At 69.7% G+C, this 13,455-nt stretch carries 16 protein-coding genes and 1 tRNA gene; 6 read left to right on the top strand and 11 right to left on the bottom strand.

Annotation, left to right across the window (positions count from 1 at the left end):
- Nucleotides 1-246: 246 nt before the first annotated feature.
- The 6 genes from QMK30_RS08375 to QMK30_RS08350 form a co-directional block, all read right to left on the bottom strand.
- Nucleotides 247-1,029, bottom strand: a complete 783-nt coding sequence (locus QMK30_RS08375) for an ABC transporter permease (protein WP_283516545.1) — start codon at nt 1,027-1,029, stop codon at nt 247-249.
- Complete coding sequence (locus QMK30_RS08370; RefSeq protein ID WP_283516544.1) at nt 1,026-2,009, bottom strand: ATP-binding cassette domain-containing protein; 984 nt, start codon at nt 2,007-2,009, stop codon at nt 1,026-1,028. The genes QMK30_RS08375 and QMK30_RS08370 overlap by 4 nt, the downstream gene beginning before the upstream one ends.
- A gap of 73 nt (nt 2,010-2,082) precedes the next feature.
- Nucleotides 2,083-2,724, bottom strand: coding sequence for a PadR family transcriptional regulator (locus QMK30_RS08365; RefSeq protein WP_283516543.1), 642 nt, complete (start codon nt 2,722-2,724; stop codon nt 2,083-2,085).
- A 241-nt stretch (nt 2,725-2,965) separates the two neighbouring features.
- Nucleotides 2,966-3,520, bottom strand: coding sequence for a DinB family protein (locus tag QMK30_RS08360; protein WP_283516578.1), 555 nt, complete (start codon nt 3,518-3,520; stop codon nt 2,966-2,968).
- A 97-nt stretch (nt 3,521-3,617) separates the two neighbouring features.
- Nucleotides 3,618-5,075 (bottom strand): aldehyde dehydrogenase family protein, encoded by a 1,458-nt coding sequence (locus tag QMK30_RS08355; RefSeq protein ID WP_283516542.1) that lies wholly within the window; start codon nt 5,073-5,075, stop codon nt 3,618-3,620.
- A gap of 54 nt (nt 5,076-5,129) precedes the next feature.
- Nucleotides 5,130-5,993 carry a Sco1979 family transcriptional regulator gene (locus QMK30_RS08350; protein WP_283516541.1) on the bottom strand — a complete coding sequence of 288 codons (864 nt, stop codon included), beginning with the start codon at nt 5,991-5,993 and terminating at the stop codon, nt 5,130-5,132.
- 296 nt (nt 5,994-6,289) lie between these two features.
- Here QMK30_RS08350 and QMK30_RS08345 point away from each other — a divergent pair, with 296 nt between their 5' ends.
- A complete protein-coding gene (locus tag QMK30_RS08345; protein WP_283516540.1) occupies nt 6,290-6,790 on the top strand; it encodes an ATP-binding protein in 501 nt (166 codons plus the stop codon).
- 124 nt (nt 6,791-6,914) lie between these two features.
- On the opposite strand, the gene QMK30_RS08340 is transcribed toward QMK30_RS08345, so the two are convergent.
- From QMK30_RS08340 to rpmG, 4 genes are all read right to left on the bottom strand, one after another.
- Entirely contained in the window at nt 6,915-7,157 is a 243-nt protein-coding gene (locus QMK30_RS08340; protein ID WP_283516539.1) for a DUF397 domain-containing protein, read from the bottom strand.
- Between the two features lie 255 nt (nt 7,158-7,412).
- Nucleotides 7,413-8,564 carry a CobW family GTP-binding protein gene (locus QMK30_RS08335; RefSeq protein ID WP_283516538.1) on the bottom strand — a complete coding sequence of 384 codons (1,152 nt, stop codon included), beginning with the start codon at nt 8,562-8,564 and terminating at the stop codon, nt 7,413-7,415.
- On the bottom strand, nt 8,564-8,812 hold the full coding sequence (locus QMK30_RS08330) for a type B 50S ribosomal protein L31 (RefSeq protein ID WP_283516537.1): 249 nt from the start codon (nt 8,810-8,812) through the stop codon (nt 8,564-8,566). The genes QMK30_RS08335 and QMK30_RS08330 overlap by 1 nt, the downstream gene beginning before the upstream one ends.
- Before the next feature lie 99 nt (nt 8,813-8,911).
- Nucleotides 8,912-9,076: a 50S ribosomal protein L33 gene (rpmG, locus tag QMK30_RS08325; RefSeq protein ID WP_283516536.1), complete on the bottom strand. Its 165-nt coding sequence runs from the start codon at nt 9,074-9,076 to the stop codon at nt 8,912-8,914.
- Between the two features lie 49 nt (nt 9,077-9,125).
- On the opposite strand from rpmG, the gene rpmB reads away from it, so the two are divergent.
- The 5 genes from rpmB (at nt 9,126) to QMK30_RS08300 (ending at nt 11,969) form a co-directional block, all read left to right on the top strand.
- Nucleotides 9,126-9,362: a 50S ribosomal protein L28 gene (gene rpmB, locus QMK30_RS08320; protein WP_283516535.1), complete on the top strand. Its 237-nt coding sequence runs from the start codon at nt 9,126-9,128 to the stop codon at nt 9,360-9,362.
- Nucleotides 9,362-9,667, top strand: coding sequence for a 30S ribosomal protein S14 (gene rpsN, locus QMK30_RS08315; RefSeq protein WP_283516534.1), 306 nt, complete (start codon nt 9,362-9,364; stop codon nt 9,665-9,667). Before rpmB ends, rpsN begins: the two co-directional genes overlap by 1 nt.
- A 39-nt stretch (nt 9,668-9,706) precedes the next feature.
- Complete coding sequence (locus tag QMK30_RS08310; RefSeq protein ID WP_283516533.1) at nt 9,707-10,207, top strand: hypothetical protein; 501 nt, start codon at nt 9,707-9,709, stop codon at nt 10,205-10,207.
- A 662-nt stretch (nt 10,208-10,869) separates the two neighbouring features.
- Nucleotides 10,870-10,943 (top strand) — tRNA-Met (locus tag QMK30_RS08305).
- Between the two features lie 123 nt (nt 10,944-11,066).
- A complete protein-coding gene (locus QMK30_RS08300; protein ID WP_283516532.1) occupies nt 11,067-11,969 on the top strand; it encodes an NAD(P)-dependent oxidoreductase in 903 nt (300 codons plus the stop codon).
- 84 nt (nt 11,970-12,053) lie between these two features.
- Here the strand turns inward: QMK30_RS08300 and QMK30_RS08295 are convergent, their stop codons facing one another.
- Entirely contained in the window at nt 12,054-13,214 is a 1,161-nt protein-coding gene (locus tag QMK30_RS08295) for a DUF2786 domain-containing protein (RefSeq protein WP_283516531.1), read from the bottom strand.
- Nucleotides 13,215-13,455 lie beyond the last annotated feature (241 nt).

Raw genomic sequence — 13,455 nt, 5'->3', positions numbered from 1 at the left:
CGGACGGCTGAAATGGGCGGGGTGGGGGACGGCACAGGGCCGCAAGGCTGAAGGTCCGCTGCTCGCCGTAAGCACAGCCGCAGGAAATCCAGCCCGTCCGGCGTTTGAGGGCGCGCCCGCAGGGCGTCCGGGGTCCGGCCTGCCCCCGCCACGCGGCGGTAGCGGCGAAAAGTCACAGCGGGAAGGGGCGAGGGGGGACAAGCCCCGCGCAGCGGCCCGCCCGCACGCACCCCACCCCCGGCCCCCTCAGTGGCTCAGGCGCCCAAACCTTCGTACCGCCAGCGGGAAGAACACGGCCAGCAGCAGCACCGGCCACCCCACCGCCAGCAGCCCCGCGTGCTCCGCCGCCCAGGACTCGCCCGCGCTCCCCGGGTATCCGAACAGATCACGCGTCGCCGTTGCCGTCGCCGACATCGGGTTCCACTCGACTACCGCGCCCAGCCAGCCCGGCATCGACCCGGGCGTCGCGAACGCGTTGGAGAGGAAACCGATGGGCCAGATCAAGATCTGGACCGCCTGCACCAGCTCCGGCTTCCCCGCCACCATTGCCAAGTAGATCCCGATCCACAGCATCGCGAACCGCAGTAGAAGCAACAGCCCCAGCGCCCCCAGCGCGGCCGTCGCCCCGTCGTGCCAACGCCACCCGATCGCGTAGCCGACCCCCACCAGGACCAGCAGTCCGAGCGCCGACTGGAGCATGTCCGCTACGCTCCGGCCCACCAGCACCGCCGACGTCGACATCGGCATGGCCCTGAACCGGTCGATGACGCCCTTGCCGAGGTCCTGGGTGACGGCGATCATCGTCGCCTCCAGGCCGAAGGCCATGGTCAGGGCGAACATGCCCGGCACCAGGTAGTCGATGTAGTCGCCCTCGACGCCCCTGCCGCCGCCCATCAGATAGCCGAACATCATCAGCAACATCACCGGAAAGATCAGCCCGACGACGATCTGCACCGGCTGCCGTGCCCAGTGGGCGAGTTCGCGCCTGGTCATGGTCCAGGAATCGGTGACCACCCATGCGGCGCTCATACGGCCACCTCCTTGCTCTCGGCCTGGTTCTCGGCCTTCTCGGCACCCCTGCCGGTGAGTTGGAGGAAGACCTCGTCGAGTGTCGGCCTGCGCAGCGCGATGTCCTCCGCCTCGATGCCGGCCGCCTCCAGCTCCCGTACGACCCTGGCGAGCGCCTTCATCCGGTCCGCCACCGGCGCACTGACCTGCCGCCGGTACTCGTCCGTCTCGGCCCCCGGCCCCATCAGCACGGCCACCGCTCCCAGTTGGCGCACATCGTGCGGCACCACGTCGATGCGGTCCCCGCCGACCTTCGCCTTGAGCTGGTCCGGTGTGCCGTCCGCGATGTTCCTGCCCTGATCGATCACCGAGATCCGGTCGGCCAACTGGTCGGCCTCCTCCAGGTACTGGGTCGTGAGCAGGACCGTCGTCCCCCCGCCGACCAGCGAGCGCACCGCGCCCCAGACCTCCGTACGACCGCGCGGGTCGAGCCCGGTCGTCGGCTCGTCCAGGAACAGCACCTGCGGCTCGGTGATCAGCGAGGCCGCGAGATCGAGCCGCCGCCGCATGCCGCCGCTGTACTGCTTGACCGCCTTGCGTCCGGTGTCCTCAAGCCCGAACCGCTCCAGCAGTTCGTCGGCCCGCGCACCCGCCCTGCGCGCACCCAGGTGGTAAAGCCGTCCGAACATCTCCAGGTTCTGCCTGCCGCCGAGCTCCTCGTCGAGCGCCGCGTGCTGCCCCAGCAGCCCGATCCGCCGCCGGATCTCGGCCGCCTGCGACCGTACGTCGTACCCGGCCACCTCCGCCCGGCCCTCGTCGTGCCGCAGCAACGTGGCCAGGATGCGCACGATGGTGGTCTTGCCTGCACCGTTGGGCCCGAGCACGCCGTGCACCGTGCCGCGCTCCACCACCAGGTCGAGCCCGCCCAGGGCTCGCTTCTCCCCGTACCGCTTGTGTACTCCCTCGACGGCGATCACCGCGTCGGTGTGACTCAATGCCATCTCCTCCAGAGAACATAGTCAAACTTGACTACTCCTCCACGATAAACCCGCGACCGACATTCGTCAAACTTGATTAGCGAAGATCTCCCTCATGGGGCACGCCCGTCGCGTACGGGTTCTCCTCACCCTCCATGAGCACACCCAGCACCGACTCCCCCTCCCCCGCGAAGGTGTACGCCCCGCCCTCGATCCGCTCGATCAGGCCGCGCGTCCACTCCGCCCCCGCCTCCGCCGAGTGCACCCACATGTGCGTGATCTCGCCGATGTGACCGAGCGATTCGGGGCCGTCGTCGGGTGTGTAGTAGCCCGTCACCGAGGACCGCCACTCCTCAAGACCGCGCACCCGCCGCTTGAGCAGTTCGATCACCTCGGCCCGCCCCAGGTCGACGATGAATCCCACGCCGGCCGACAGCACGTCCATTTTCTGGTCGTACGCCGTCAGAGCCTCGCGGAGCAGCGCGAAGAACTCCTCGGTGCCCTTGTCCGTGAGCTCGTACTCGGTGCGCGGCGGACCGCCGACCGCGCTCGGGGCGATCTCGTGGGCGTGCAGCATCTCCTGCTTCGCCAGTTGCTTCAGGGCGTGATAGATCGACCCGGGTTTGGCGTTGGACCACTCGTGGGCGCCCCAGAACTCCAGGTCGTTGCGTACCTGGTAGCCGTGCGCCCGCCCGTGCTGACGGACGGCGCCGAGGACCAGCAGGCGGATCGCTGACATCGCCGCACCTCCTCGTTCTCTGCTCCACGCCCTCTTGGGCTACTCAATTTTGACTAGCCTATCGGTAATGTTGGCTGCGGGCGGGCGCCTGCCTCGGGCTGTCCCCCCACCCGCCCCTTCCCGCTGTGACATTGTGCGGCTACCGCCGCGTGGCGGGGCAAGCCCCCAGGCGGACGCCCTTCGGGCGTGCCCTCAAACGCCGGACGGGCTGACAGTGGCAGCATCCGGACCCGCGCAGCGGCTACCCCCAGCCGTCGCCGCCGCCCTGCTCCTCCGCCACCAGTTCGAACGCGCCCTTGCCGTCCAGCGATTCGCGGACGATGTCCGCGTGGCCCGCGTGGCGGCCCGTCTCCTCCACCATGTGCAGCAGCAGCCAGCGCATCGAGACCTCCGCGCCCTTGGGGAACCAGGGCGCCTCGGGCAGCGGGAAGGTGTCGTTCAGGCTCGGGACCTCGTGGATGAAGCGCTCCGTCTCCGCCGCCACCCCGGCCCAGAACTCCAGCAGGCCGGCCACCGTCTCGTCGCCGACCAGGCGGAAGCTGTCGCCCCAGGTCGCCTCCGTGCGCTCCACCTCGCTCGGGCGCCGCTGCGCCATCCGCAGCCAGTTGAGTTCCGTCTCGGCGACGTGCTTGAGCAGCCCGGAGAGCGAGAGCTCACTCGCGCTGGGGCGGGTCGCCGCCTGCTCGTCGGTGAGACCGAGCACGGAGCGGCGAACCGCCCCGCGCTGCGCCTCGACGAAGGACAGGAGCGCGCCGCGCTCGTCACCGGGTGCCTCTGCGGGAACGTGAGTGACCATGGTGTCCGCCTTGTTCGTGTGGAGTGATGCCTCCACGCTACGAAACCTTGCGGTCAGGTTCTGTCCGCAATCGGCGCGCTCGGCGTACTCAACGCGCTCAGAACGGGAACCTCGACCGGCCGTGCTGCACCGAGATCCACTTCTGAGTGGTGAACGCCTCGACCATCGACTCACCGTTCAGCCGGCCGGACCCCGAGTGCTTCTCGCCGCCGAACGGGACGATCGGCTCGTCGTGGACCGTGCCGTCATTGATGTGGATCATGCCGGTGTTGATGCGCTTGGCCAGCTGCACACCACGCTCGACGTTCCCGGTGTGCACCGCGCCACTCAGGCCGTACGGGGTGTCGTTGGCGATCCGGACCGCCTCTTCCTCACCGTCGAACGGGACGATGAGCGCGACCGGACCGAAGATCTCCTGCGACAGGACCGGCGAACCGGGCGCGATGTCCGTCAGCACGGACGGCGCCACGAGGTTGCCCACGGTCTGCCCCTGCAGCAGCGCCGTCGCGCCCGCCTCGACCGTCTGGACGACCAGCGCCGAAACTGCCTCGGCCTGCGAGGAGTTGATGAGCGGGCCGATGTGGGTCCGCGGGTCCGCGGGGTCGCCGACCTTGAGCGTGCCGACCTTGGCGACGAACTTCTCGGTGAACTCCTTCTCCACCTTGCGGTCCACCAGGATGCGGTTGGCGGCCATGCAGACTTGTCCCTGGTGCACGAACCGGCTGAAGACCGCCGCGTCCACGGCGTAATCAACATCGGCGTCGTCCAGCACGATGAGCGCGCTGTTCCCGCCGAGTTCGAGGATGGCCCGCTTGAAGTTCGCCGCGCACACGGTGGCGACGTGCTTGCCGACCTTGTCCGAGCCGGTGAAGGAGATGACGGACGGCACCGGGTGCTCGATCAGCGCGTCGCCGATCTCCGCTATGTCGGTGATCACGACATTCAGCAGCCCGGCGGGCAGGCCCGCCTCCTCGAAGACCTTGGCGACCAGGGAGCCGCCGCAGATCGGCGTGTTCTGGTGCGGCTTGAGCACCACGGCGTTGCCCAGTGCCAGAGCCGGCGCGACGGACTTGATCGACAGGAGGAAGGGGAAGTTGAAGGGGCTGATGACACCCACGACGCCGACCGGGAGGCGGTAGACCCGGTTCTCCTTGCCGTCGGTCGGCGACGGCAGGATGCGGCCCTCGGGGCGCAGCGCCAGCTGGACCGCCTCGCGCAGGAACTCCTTGGCGAGGTGCAGCTCGAAGGCCGCCTTGAGCCGGGTGCCGCCGAGCTCCTCGACGATGGCCTCGGCTATCTCTTCCTCGCGGTCCTCGACGACCCGCAGGGCGCGCTCGAAGACCAGCCGCCTGCTGTACGGGTTGGTGTCGCCCCAGGCCACTTGCGCGCGCTCGGCAGCGCGGTAGGCCTGGTCCACCTCGACGGCTGTCGCCACGGCTATGGAGGCCAGCTTCTCCCCGTTGTACGGGTTGAAGTCGATGATGTCCCAGGAGCCGCTGCCCGCCCTCCACTCACCGTCGATGTACTGACTGGCCAGCTCGGTGAAGAAGGACATGACACCCCTTGGTCGCAGGACTCACGCATGACGTGGCGTCATCGTACGTGTGTTTCAAAGGAGTTGGAGTAGACCACGGAGGACGTCACGGCTCTCCGCGGGACCCGGACTGTCGGCTTTCAGCCGCCCCATCACCCGTTCGTACTGGGCGACCTCTTCATGCTTGTCCAGATACAGCGCACTGGTCAGCTGCTCCAGGTAGACGAGGTCGGAGAGATCGGACTCCGGGAAGCGCAGCATCGTGAAGGCGCCGCTCTCGCCCGCGTGCCCACCGAAGCTGAACGGCATGATCTGGAGCGTGACGTTCGGGTGCTCCGAGACCTCGATCAGGTGCCTCAACTGCCCCTGCATCACCGAGCGGTCCCCGTAGGGCCTGCGCAGCGCCGCCTCGTCCAGAATGGCGTGAAAGCGCGGCTGCCGCTCGGAGACGAGCACCTTCTGGCGCTCCAGTCTCAGTGCGACCCGCCGGTCGATCTCGGCGCGCGGCGCGTCGGGGATCCCCCGAGTGACGACCGCGTGTGCGTACGGCTCCGTCTGCAAGAGGCCGTGCACGAACTGGACTTCGTAGATCCGGATCTTCGAGGCGGCGGCCTCCAGGCCGACATACGTCTGGAACCAGCCGGGCAGCACATCGCCGTAACTGTGCCACCAGCCCGCCACGTTGGCCTCGCGGGCGAGGCCGAGCAGTGATTCGCGCTCCGTGCCGTCGCTCACGCCGTAGAGGGTGAGCAGATCCTCGACATCCCTGGCCTTGAAGCTCACCCGTCCCAACTCCATGCGACTGATCTTGGATTCGGACGCACGGATCGAGTAGCCGGCCGCCTCGCGCGTGATGCCGCGCGACTCGCGCAGCCGCCTCAGCTGAGACCCCAGCAGGATGCGCCGCACCACGGAGCCGCTCGACTCTCCTGCGGTCACTTCTCCAACCCTCCACAGTCCGACGGTTCAAAAACGGAGCACCACCCCCCGGTGCCCCGAGTGCCGCAGTCTGCCATCAAAACCCTTCAGCCTGTACTCATTCGGTTACGGAAATGGCAAGCGGTCCGCAAGACAACGAAAGAGATCGTAGGGAGAAATGAGCAAGAACCGGCACGGGGGTGGACAGGTCCGGCGCCTGCACGTGCATCTGCCCTTGCATCTGCCCTACTCATTCGGAACCATGGTCCGCGCGCACCTGCATGCTCTTTCGTACGCGAATCCTGGGAGTGCCTCGCATGGGGACGAATGGATCGACCATGCTCGAGCCGTTGAGGCAGGGGCTTCCCCCCATCGACCCCGCAGCCGTGTCCAGCTCGGCATCGTGTGCACTGCCCGCGAGATACGAAGCGGTGCGGGGGGCCAGACAGTTCACCAAGTCGACGCTCTGCCAGTGGAACCTCGCCGAGCGCTTCGACGATGTCGCCCTGGTCGTCTCCGAGCTCGTCACCAACGCCCTGCGACACGCCGTGCCCGCCGACACCCCGCGTGAGCGCGAGCAGGAGCCGCCCGTACGGCTGCACCTGATGCACTGGACCTCGCGTCTGGTGTGCGCCGTGCGCGACCCCAGCCAGGAGAGCCCGGTCACGCGCGAGAGCGACGACTTCTCGGCCGAATCGGGCCGCGGTCTGTTCCTGGTGGATTCCTTCAGCGACAGCTGGGGCTGGCACCCGCTCGCCGGGACACTGCACGGCAAGGTCGTCTGGGCACTGTTCCGGCTGCCGGGCGGACAGGTGTAGGCAACCGGCTGCCGGGCGGACAGCCGCAAGGAACCGGCCGCCGGTAGCGGGGTGCGGCCAGAAAGCGCCTTCCGCCAGGACGGTCAGAGAGACCGGTGCGGCCGGTGCGGCCGAATATCGACGGTCAGCCGCCGACTATCAGATGGTCGAACTCGCCGGCTTTGGCGCCGATCAGCATCGCCTCAATTTCGGCAGGCGTGTAGACCAGGGCGGGTCCGTCCGGATGGCGCGAATTGCGCATCGCGACATTCCCGCCCGGCAGTTTCGCGAACTCCACGCACGAGCCCTGCGAGTTGCTGTGCCTGCTCTTCTGCCAGACGGCCCCGTGAAGCTCTGTGGCCGCCATGCCGTTGTACGCGTGGTGCACAGGTCGCTCCCGGAAGCGCAGATGTCAACTGCCCCGGATCATAGCTTCGTTCACTTGCCGATGCATGGGCAGATGCACGTGCACGCGCGGTGTCCCCCCGATTACAGAAATCCGGTCGGCCGGGGCAAGCACGGCAGCGGGGCCGTCTTTCGCTCATTCACGATCGCACGGGAGCGCTGAAAGTGCCGTCGTACGGAGACCCTTGTCACACAACAGGAACGGATCTTTCCGCGATACGAAATGCGATACCGGCCGTCACACCTCCAGCAGGGAATCAAAAGCGGGCGGCAAGCGCTTCCACGCCTCGCGCCCTCCGGCGTACTCCGCGTCCGTCAGCAGGCAGGACTCCAGCAGCCCTTCGAGCCCGTCGCGGTCCAGGCCGGGCGAGGTGAAGACCAGGTGCTGGCAGCAGTCCCCGTGCTCGGGATGCCAGTCCATCGCCGCCGCCGCCCTGCGCACCGGCGGCACCATCTCCCAGGCGGCGTCCGGCAGTGCGGCCAGCCACGGTCCCGCGCTCTCCACGCACAGCGCACCGCCCGCCGCGTCCCACGCCAGCAGCGTGTCGGGCCGGTCGGCGAGCCAGAAACGGCCGCGGCTTCGGGCCGCCGCACACGTCAGGCCCTCCAGGGCCTCGTACAGCCGCCCGGGATGGAAGGGCCTGAGCCGGTGCCACACCAGCGTCCCGACTCCGGACTCGTCCGCCTCCTGCGGCAGCAGCGCACAGGCCGGGTGCTGGCGATCGGCGGCGGCCCGCACGTCGAAGCCCGCGAAGGCCGCCGCCGCCAGCTCGCCCGAGGCGGCCTTCACCCGGTGGGCCGTCGGGTGCAGTTGGGCGAGCAGCGCCTCGTCCGTGTCGTCGACCTCCTCGCTCTCCACCACGGCCAGCACCGGCGCGTACTCCAGCTGACGCGCCCAGGTGTCCGCGACCGTGCGCTGGTCCGAGGCCGCGGCGGCGAGCCCGGCGTCGGCCAGGTCGTCGCCGCAGCCGAGATAGGGCAGCAGCAGCGCGGGGTCGACGGCCGTCATCACGCCGGTCAGATCGAGCACGTCCCCGCCGTGCTCGACGACGACCTCGGCCATCCCCTTGGGCTCCACGGAGTCCCACAGCTCGACGATCGCGAGCCGGGTGCGTCCGTCGCCGGCCAGCACCTCCAGCTCGGGCACCAGGTCCTCGCGCAGCGCGCAGCAGGCGCAGTCGTTGACCAGCGGCGCCTCCCCGGAGGTGCGCTCGCCGAGGCTGTCGCGGACGCTGCGGCGCACCGTCCCCTCGGCCGCGGTGGAGAGGTCGTGGTGCAGTGCGACGCTGCCGGGCACGGTGCGCAGCAGCCGCTCCACGACGTCCTTGCGCGCGTCGGAGTGCAGCCCGCCGACGATCACGACGGGCAGCTTCGCCCCCTTCCCCTTCATCACCTGCTCATCCCGAAGCGGCGCTCGAAGCGCTCGACGCGTCCTGCGGTGTCCAGCACGCGCGCGGTCCCCGTATAGAAAGGATGGCTCTGCGAGGAGATCTCGACGTCGACGACCGGGTACGTACGGCCGTCCTCCCACTCCACCGTCCTGTCACTGACGGCGGTGGAACGGGTGAGGAAGGCGAAGCCGCCGGCCTTGTCGCGGAAGACGACGGGGCCGTAGGGCGGGTGGATGCCGTTCTGCATGGCGTGTGCCTCTTTCTTGTGCGCCGGCTCTCTTGCACGTCGGCTCTCTTGTGGGTCGGCCGGGCCGGGGTCCGGTTCCGGGTCGATCCCGGCCTGGGGTCAGCGCTCTTCGCGGTAGTCGACGTGTCGGCGGACGACGGGGTCGAACTTGCGGAGCGTCATGCGGTCGGGGTCGTTCCGGCGGTTCTTGCGAGTGACGTACGTGTGGCCGGTCCCCGCGGTGGACCTGAGTTTGATGATCGGGCGGACTTCGGTGCGTGCCATGTGGTTAGTATATGGAAATGGTTACCATTATCAAGAGGAGCGATTCGCCTTGTCCGCGCACTGCCAGCTGACCGGCGCCAAGCCGGGCTTCGGCCACCACATCTCCCACTCCCATCGGCGCACTCCGCGGCGCTTCGACCCGAACATCCAGCGCAAGCGCTACTGGCTGGCGAGCGAGGGCCGCCATGTCCGCCTCACCCTCAGCGCCAGGGCGATCAAGGCCATCGACTCGATCGGCATCGAGGCCGCCGTCGCCCGGATCCGCGCGCGAGGGATGAAGGTCTGATGGCCAAGAAAAGCAAGATCGCGCAGAACGAGAAGCGCAAGGCGATCGTCGAGCGCCACGCGGTACGCCGGGCCCAGCTCAAGGAGCTGCTCCGAAGCCCGGCCACGGGCGAGGCCGAACGAGTGGCGGCGCTGCGCGAACTGCGGCGTCAGCCGCGCGACGCGAGTGCCACACGGGTGCGCAACCGCGACAGCGTGGACGGCCGACCCCGGGGACACCTGCGGAAGTTCGGACTTTCCAGGGTCCGGACGCGCGAACAGGCACACGCCGGGTTCCTCCCCGGAGTGCGCAAATCCTCCTGGTAGCTTGGCGCGTTCGGATCTGACGAAACTGGGGAGACCGGAGTGCGCAAGCACGTACGTACCACTGCCGCCACCGTGGCCCTCGTGGCCGCCCTCGCACTGACCGGCTGCAGCAGCGACAGCAAGGGCGGTTCGGACGCCGACGCGAAGGACAAGGGCAAGGGCGGGAGCACCGGGCAGAGCAGCCCGCCGCCCGCCGGTGGTGCCGGCGCGGGCGCCAAGGACGTGGCCGGGACCTGGACCGCGATGTCCGACGGCAAGGTCCTCGGCCTGGTCATCCAGGGCAAGGACGCCGCCGTCGCGGGCGCCGAACGGGTCTGCTCGGGCACCGTGGCTGAGGACGGCGGCGTATCGCTGTCGCTCAAGTGCCCCGACGGCAACACCGACCGCGCCAAGGGGGCGGTCACGCCGTCCGCCGACGGCAGGACGCTCACGGTGAAGTGGGAGGGCAGCGGGATCACGGACTCCTTCAAGAAGTCCACCGCGGGCGACAAGCTGCCCGAAGGTGTCCCCACGGACATGCCGAAGCTGCCGGGTTCCTGACCCAAGCGCTCCCTACGGAGTGCTCCCTACCGAGTGCTCCCTAGGTACGGGCCGCGGCCCCCTCACCGGGTCGTGGCCCGTCGTCGTCAAGGGCCCCGGTCAGGTCCTCCAGAGTGTCGAGGAGCAGGCCCGCGCCGCACAGGACGCGGTCGGGCACGCCCTCGCCGTCCCAGGCGGCCAGTGCCGCGCGGACCGCGTCCCACGTCGGGGGCGACGCTCACGGATCGCCTTCGCGCCCTCCCACGTGGCGTCGCGCAGCGCCTGGGCGAGGGCGTTCGCCGCCGGGCCGCCGGACGGGCTGGAGGGTGCCGCGAGGGGGCTCCGTCCCGGACCCCGGTCTTCAAGCGCCGGACGGCTGAAATGGAGCGGGGTGCGTCAGGACGGGGCCGGGGTACGCCGGATCGGCCGAACACGCCGGACGAGCCCGGAACAGCCAGGAGGCAGACACCGCCCTCCCGGCCCCACCGGGGGCGGGCATGCGCCGTGACGGCCAGAGGAGCGTATGCGCCGGGCCGACCCGGCCATCGGGGCCGAGGGTGCGTCCTCCCGGCCCCGGCGGCCGCCAGTAGTGGGCCCCAGCGGGGCAGAAGCTTCCGGAACGGTGCTCGAAATGGGGGCGATTTCCCGTTGAGGTCCAAGTGGCGTAGAGTTGGGTTTAACGACGCGGGGTGGAGCAGTTCGGTAGCTCGCTGGGCTCATAATCCAGAGGTCGCAGGTTCAAATCCTGTCCCCGCTACTGTGAAAACAGGTCCGATGCTCAGGCATCGGGCCTGTTTTTGTTTGCCGTGACGGCCCCCCATGAGCCATCGAGCCCCGAGCCCTTGACCTCAAGTGCGGTTGAGTTTCTAACGTGCTGCTCATGACAGATGAAGCCGCACCTACTGGAAACACCGACACCCTCTCGGCCGTGACCGTGCTCGGCCTCGGAGAGATGGGCACCGCGCTCGCCGACGCCTTTCTGGACGGCGGGCATCCGACCACCGTGTGGAACCGTACGCCGGAGAAGGCCGACGCCCTGGTCGCCAAGGGGGCGCAGCGGGCCGCGAGTGTTCGGGACGCCGTCGCCGCGGGCTCACTCGTGGTCGTCAGCGTCAAGGGCAACGAGAACGCCCGCACGCTGCTGGAATCGGCAGGCGACGCGTTGGACGGTCGCGCCGTGGTCAATCTGACCGACGGAACGTCCGCCGAGGCGAAGGCAGTTGCCGAGTGGGCCGGGGGCCGGGGCGTGGCGTATCTGCACGGGCAGATCATGACGATCGCGCCCGGCGTCGGAAGCCCGGAAACGGTGGTCTTCTACGGCGGCGACAGCGCGGTGTACGACCGGAACCGCTCGGCGCTCGGTCTCCTCGGCGGACGTGGAAGTCTGATCGGGTCCGACGCGGGCGTACCGGCCCTGTACGGAATGGCCGTGCACGGGACCATGTGGGGCGCGCTCAACGGCTTCCTGCACGCCGCGGCCCTGCTGTCGAGCGAGGGCATCGAGGTCGAGCAGTTCCTGGAGCAGGCCGGCGCGTCCGTCTCCGCGCTCCTCGGGTACCTCCCGGTGATCGCCGACGAGGTCGACCGCGGTGAGTACGCGACGCCGTACGGGGCACTCCAGCATCACCTGCCGTCGGCCGAGGACCTGGTCCGGGAGAGCCGGGCGCGCGGCATCAACGCGGAATTCCCCGCTTACACCGTGGGCCTGGTGAGCAGGGCGCTTGAGGAGGGGCACGGCGAGGACAGCTACGCGCGGCTGATCGAGCACTTCAGGAGGCCGTGAGACCCCGGCCCCCGACCAGCCCCGGCGCGGATCGGCCGGTGCGCCCCCGCTCAGTCCCGGGACGGATCGGCCGGTAGGCCCCGCTCAGTCACGGATCGGCCGGTGCGTTTCCGGGCGGTGCGACTTCGGTAGGTGGGCGCGGTCGGCCGCGGCCGTGCCGTGCTCCCAGCCCTCGTAGTCGGTGACGCCGCGCACGCGGGTCGCCGTCGTTTCCGGGAACATCCGGTCCGTGCGGTCCTCGACCGCCACGTCCCGCGCCGCGAGCACCGGCAGCAGCGAGCCGCCGGCCTCCTCGGTGACATGCTCGGTCGCCTCGTGCAGCCTGTCCCCCACCCGGCTCGCGTACGCCGTCAGGAACGACTGCCTGAACGCCTTGGTGCGCTTGCGGCCACCCGCCCGCTGGGCCGCCTCCGCGCGGGTCATCGCCGCGGTGCCCTGCACCAGCAGCGACGTATGCAGCAACTCGACGGATTCCAGGTCGGTTTCGAAGCCGACGACCGTGGAGAAGCCGAGGTCGCCGTTCCACACGGCGCGGCAACGGTTCGCGTCGGCGACGGCGTTGAGCAGGATCGCCTTGGCCGTCTCGTAGGGGGCGTCGACGCCGATCCGGCAGGCGGCGGGCGTATCGCCGGCGTGTCCCTGGGCGGCCAGCAGCGCCTCGTCGATGCTGTGGCGCGCCATCAGCTCCTGCGCCTTGCCGGTGAGCGCCTCCGCCTCCTGGGGAAAGTCGGTGGCCTCGGCCTTGGCGAGCAGGGCGCGGACGCGGGTGAGCATGCGGGGCTCGCTGCCGTGCCGCGGCGGTACGTGGACGGGCGCGCCCGGCGCCGCCCCCACCGGCTCGATCGCGGGCAGGCGCAGCAGCACGCGCAGCAGTTCCAGCACGGCGGTCGCGTACGAGAACCGGTCCGCCCGCCACTCCCGCACATCCAGCTCGGCGAGCTGTGCGTCCCAGCGCGGCGGCAGCTGCCCGTACCCACGGACCTCGCCCGCGATCAGCTCGCCCACGAGCCGCACATGGTGTTCCGCCAGATCCCGCCGGACGATCCGCTCGACGTCGGCCGGCTGCCAGCCGCGCTGCCAGGCCCGCGTGACGAACTCCTCGCCGCGACGGCGTAGTTCGGCATCGACGTTCCGGTCGGCGGCCAGCAGCGAAGCCCCGATGTCGAGACCCGTGTCGCCGTCCGTGTAGAGCGCGGCGGCGAACGCCTTGTCGACGGCTTCGATCGATCCCTCAGGCACGGACATCCCGCTGCTGCACTTCCTTGAGCACTTCGCCCACCGCGGCGAAGTCGTTGTCGGCATGGAGTTTGTCGGCGTGGAGTTTGTCGGCACGACGCCCGGTGTACTTCTCCGCGAGCTGATCGCGGCGGGACGGGCCGGTGGCCGAGTACGGGAATCAGAATACGTCGCCGCCCACCTGCACTCCTCGCCGAGCGAGGTAGGGCCAGGCATACCCCCAAGACTCCGTCCAGCGGTCGTGATCGGC

The sequence above is a fragment of the Streptomyces sp. H27-C3 genome (genome assembly GCF_030063415.1).
In the GTDB taxonomy this organism is placed as follows: Bacteria; Actinomycetota; Actinomycetes; order Streptomycetales; family Streptomycetaceae; genus Streptomyces.
This window is presented reverse-complemented; position numbering and strand designations above follow the sequence as displayed.

Excerpts from the sequence above, each read along its gene's own strand:
- QMK30_RS08355 (WP_283516542.1), bottom strand. The coding sequence starts at position 5,075 with ATGTCCTTCTTCACCGAGCTGGCCAGTCAGTACATCGACGGTGAGTGG.
- QMK30_RS08370 (WP_283516544.1), bottom strand. The coding sequence starts at position 2,009 with ATGGCATTGAGTCACACCGACGCGGTGATCGCCGTCGAGGGAGTACAC.
- QMK30_RS08300 (WP_283516532.1), top strand. The coding sequence starts at position 11,067 with ATGACAGATGAAGCCGCACCTACTGGAAACACCGACACCCTCTCGGCC.
- QMK30_RS08360 (WP_283516578.1), bottom strand. The coding sequence starts at position 3,520 with ATGGTCACTCACGTTCCCGCAGAGGCACCCGGTGACGAGCGCGGCGCG.
- QMK30_RS08330 (WP_283516537.1), bottom strand. The coding sequence starts at position 8,812 with ATGCAGAACGGCATCCACCCGCCCTACGGCCCCGTCGTCTTCCGCGAC.
- QMK30_RS08365 (WP_283516543.1), bottom strand. The coding sequence starts at position 2,724 with ATGTCAGCGATCCGCCTGCTGGTCCTCGGCGCCGTCCGTCAGCACGGG.
- rpsN (WP_283516534.1), top strand. The coding sequence starts at position 9,362 with ATGGCCAAGAAAAGCAAGATCGCGCAGAACGAGAAGCGCAAGGCGATC.
- QMK30_RS08295 (WP_283516531.1), bottom strand. The coding sequence starts at position 13,214 with ATGTCCGTGCCTGAGGGATCGATCGAAGCCGTCGACAAGGCGTTCGCC.
- rpmG (WP_283516536.1), bottom strand. The coding sequence starts at position 9,076 with ATGGCACGCACCGAAGTCCGCCCGATCATCAAACTCAGGTCCACCGCG.
- QMK30_RS08375 (WP_283516545.1), bottom strand. The coding sequence starts at position 1,029 with ATGAGCGCCGCATGGGTGGTCACCGATTCCTGGACCATGACCAGGCGC.
- QMK30_RS08335 (WP_283516538.1), bottom strand. The coding sequence starts at position 8,564 with ATGAAGGGGAAGGGGGCGAAGCTGCCCGTCGTGATCGTCGGCGGGCTG.
- QMK30_RS08345 (WP_283516540.1), top strand. The coding sequence starts at position 6,290 with ATGGGGACGAATGGATCGACCATGCTCGAGCCGTTGAGGCAGGGGCTT.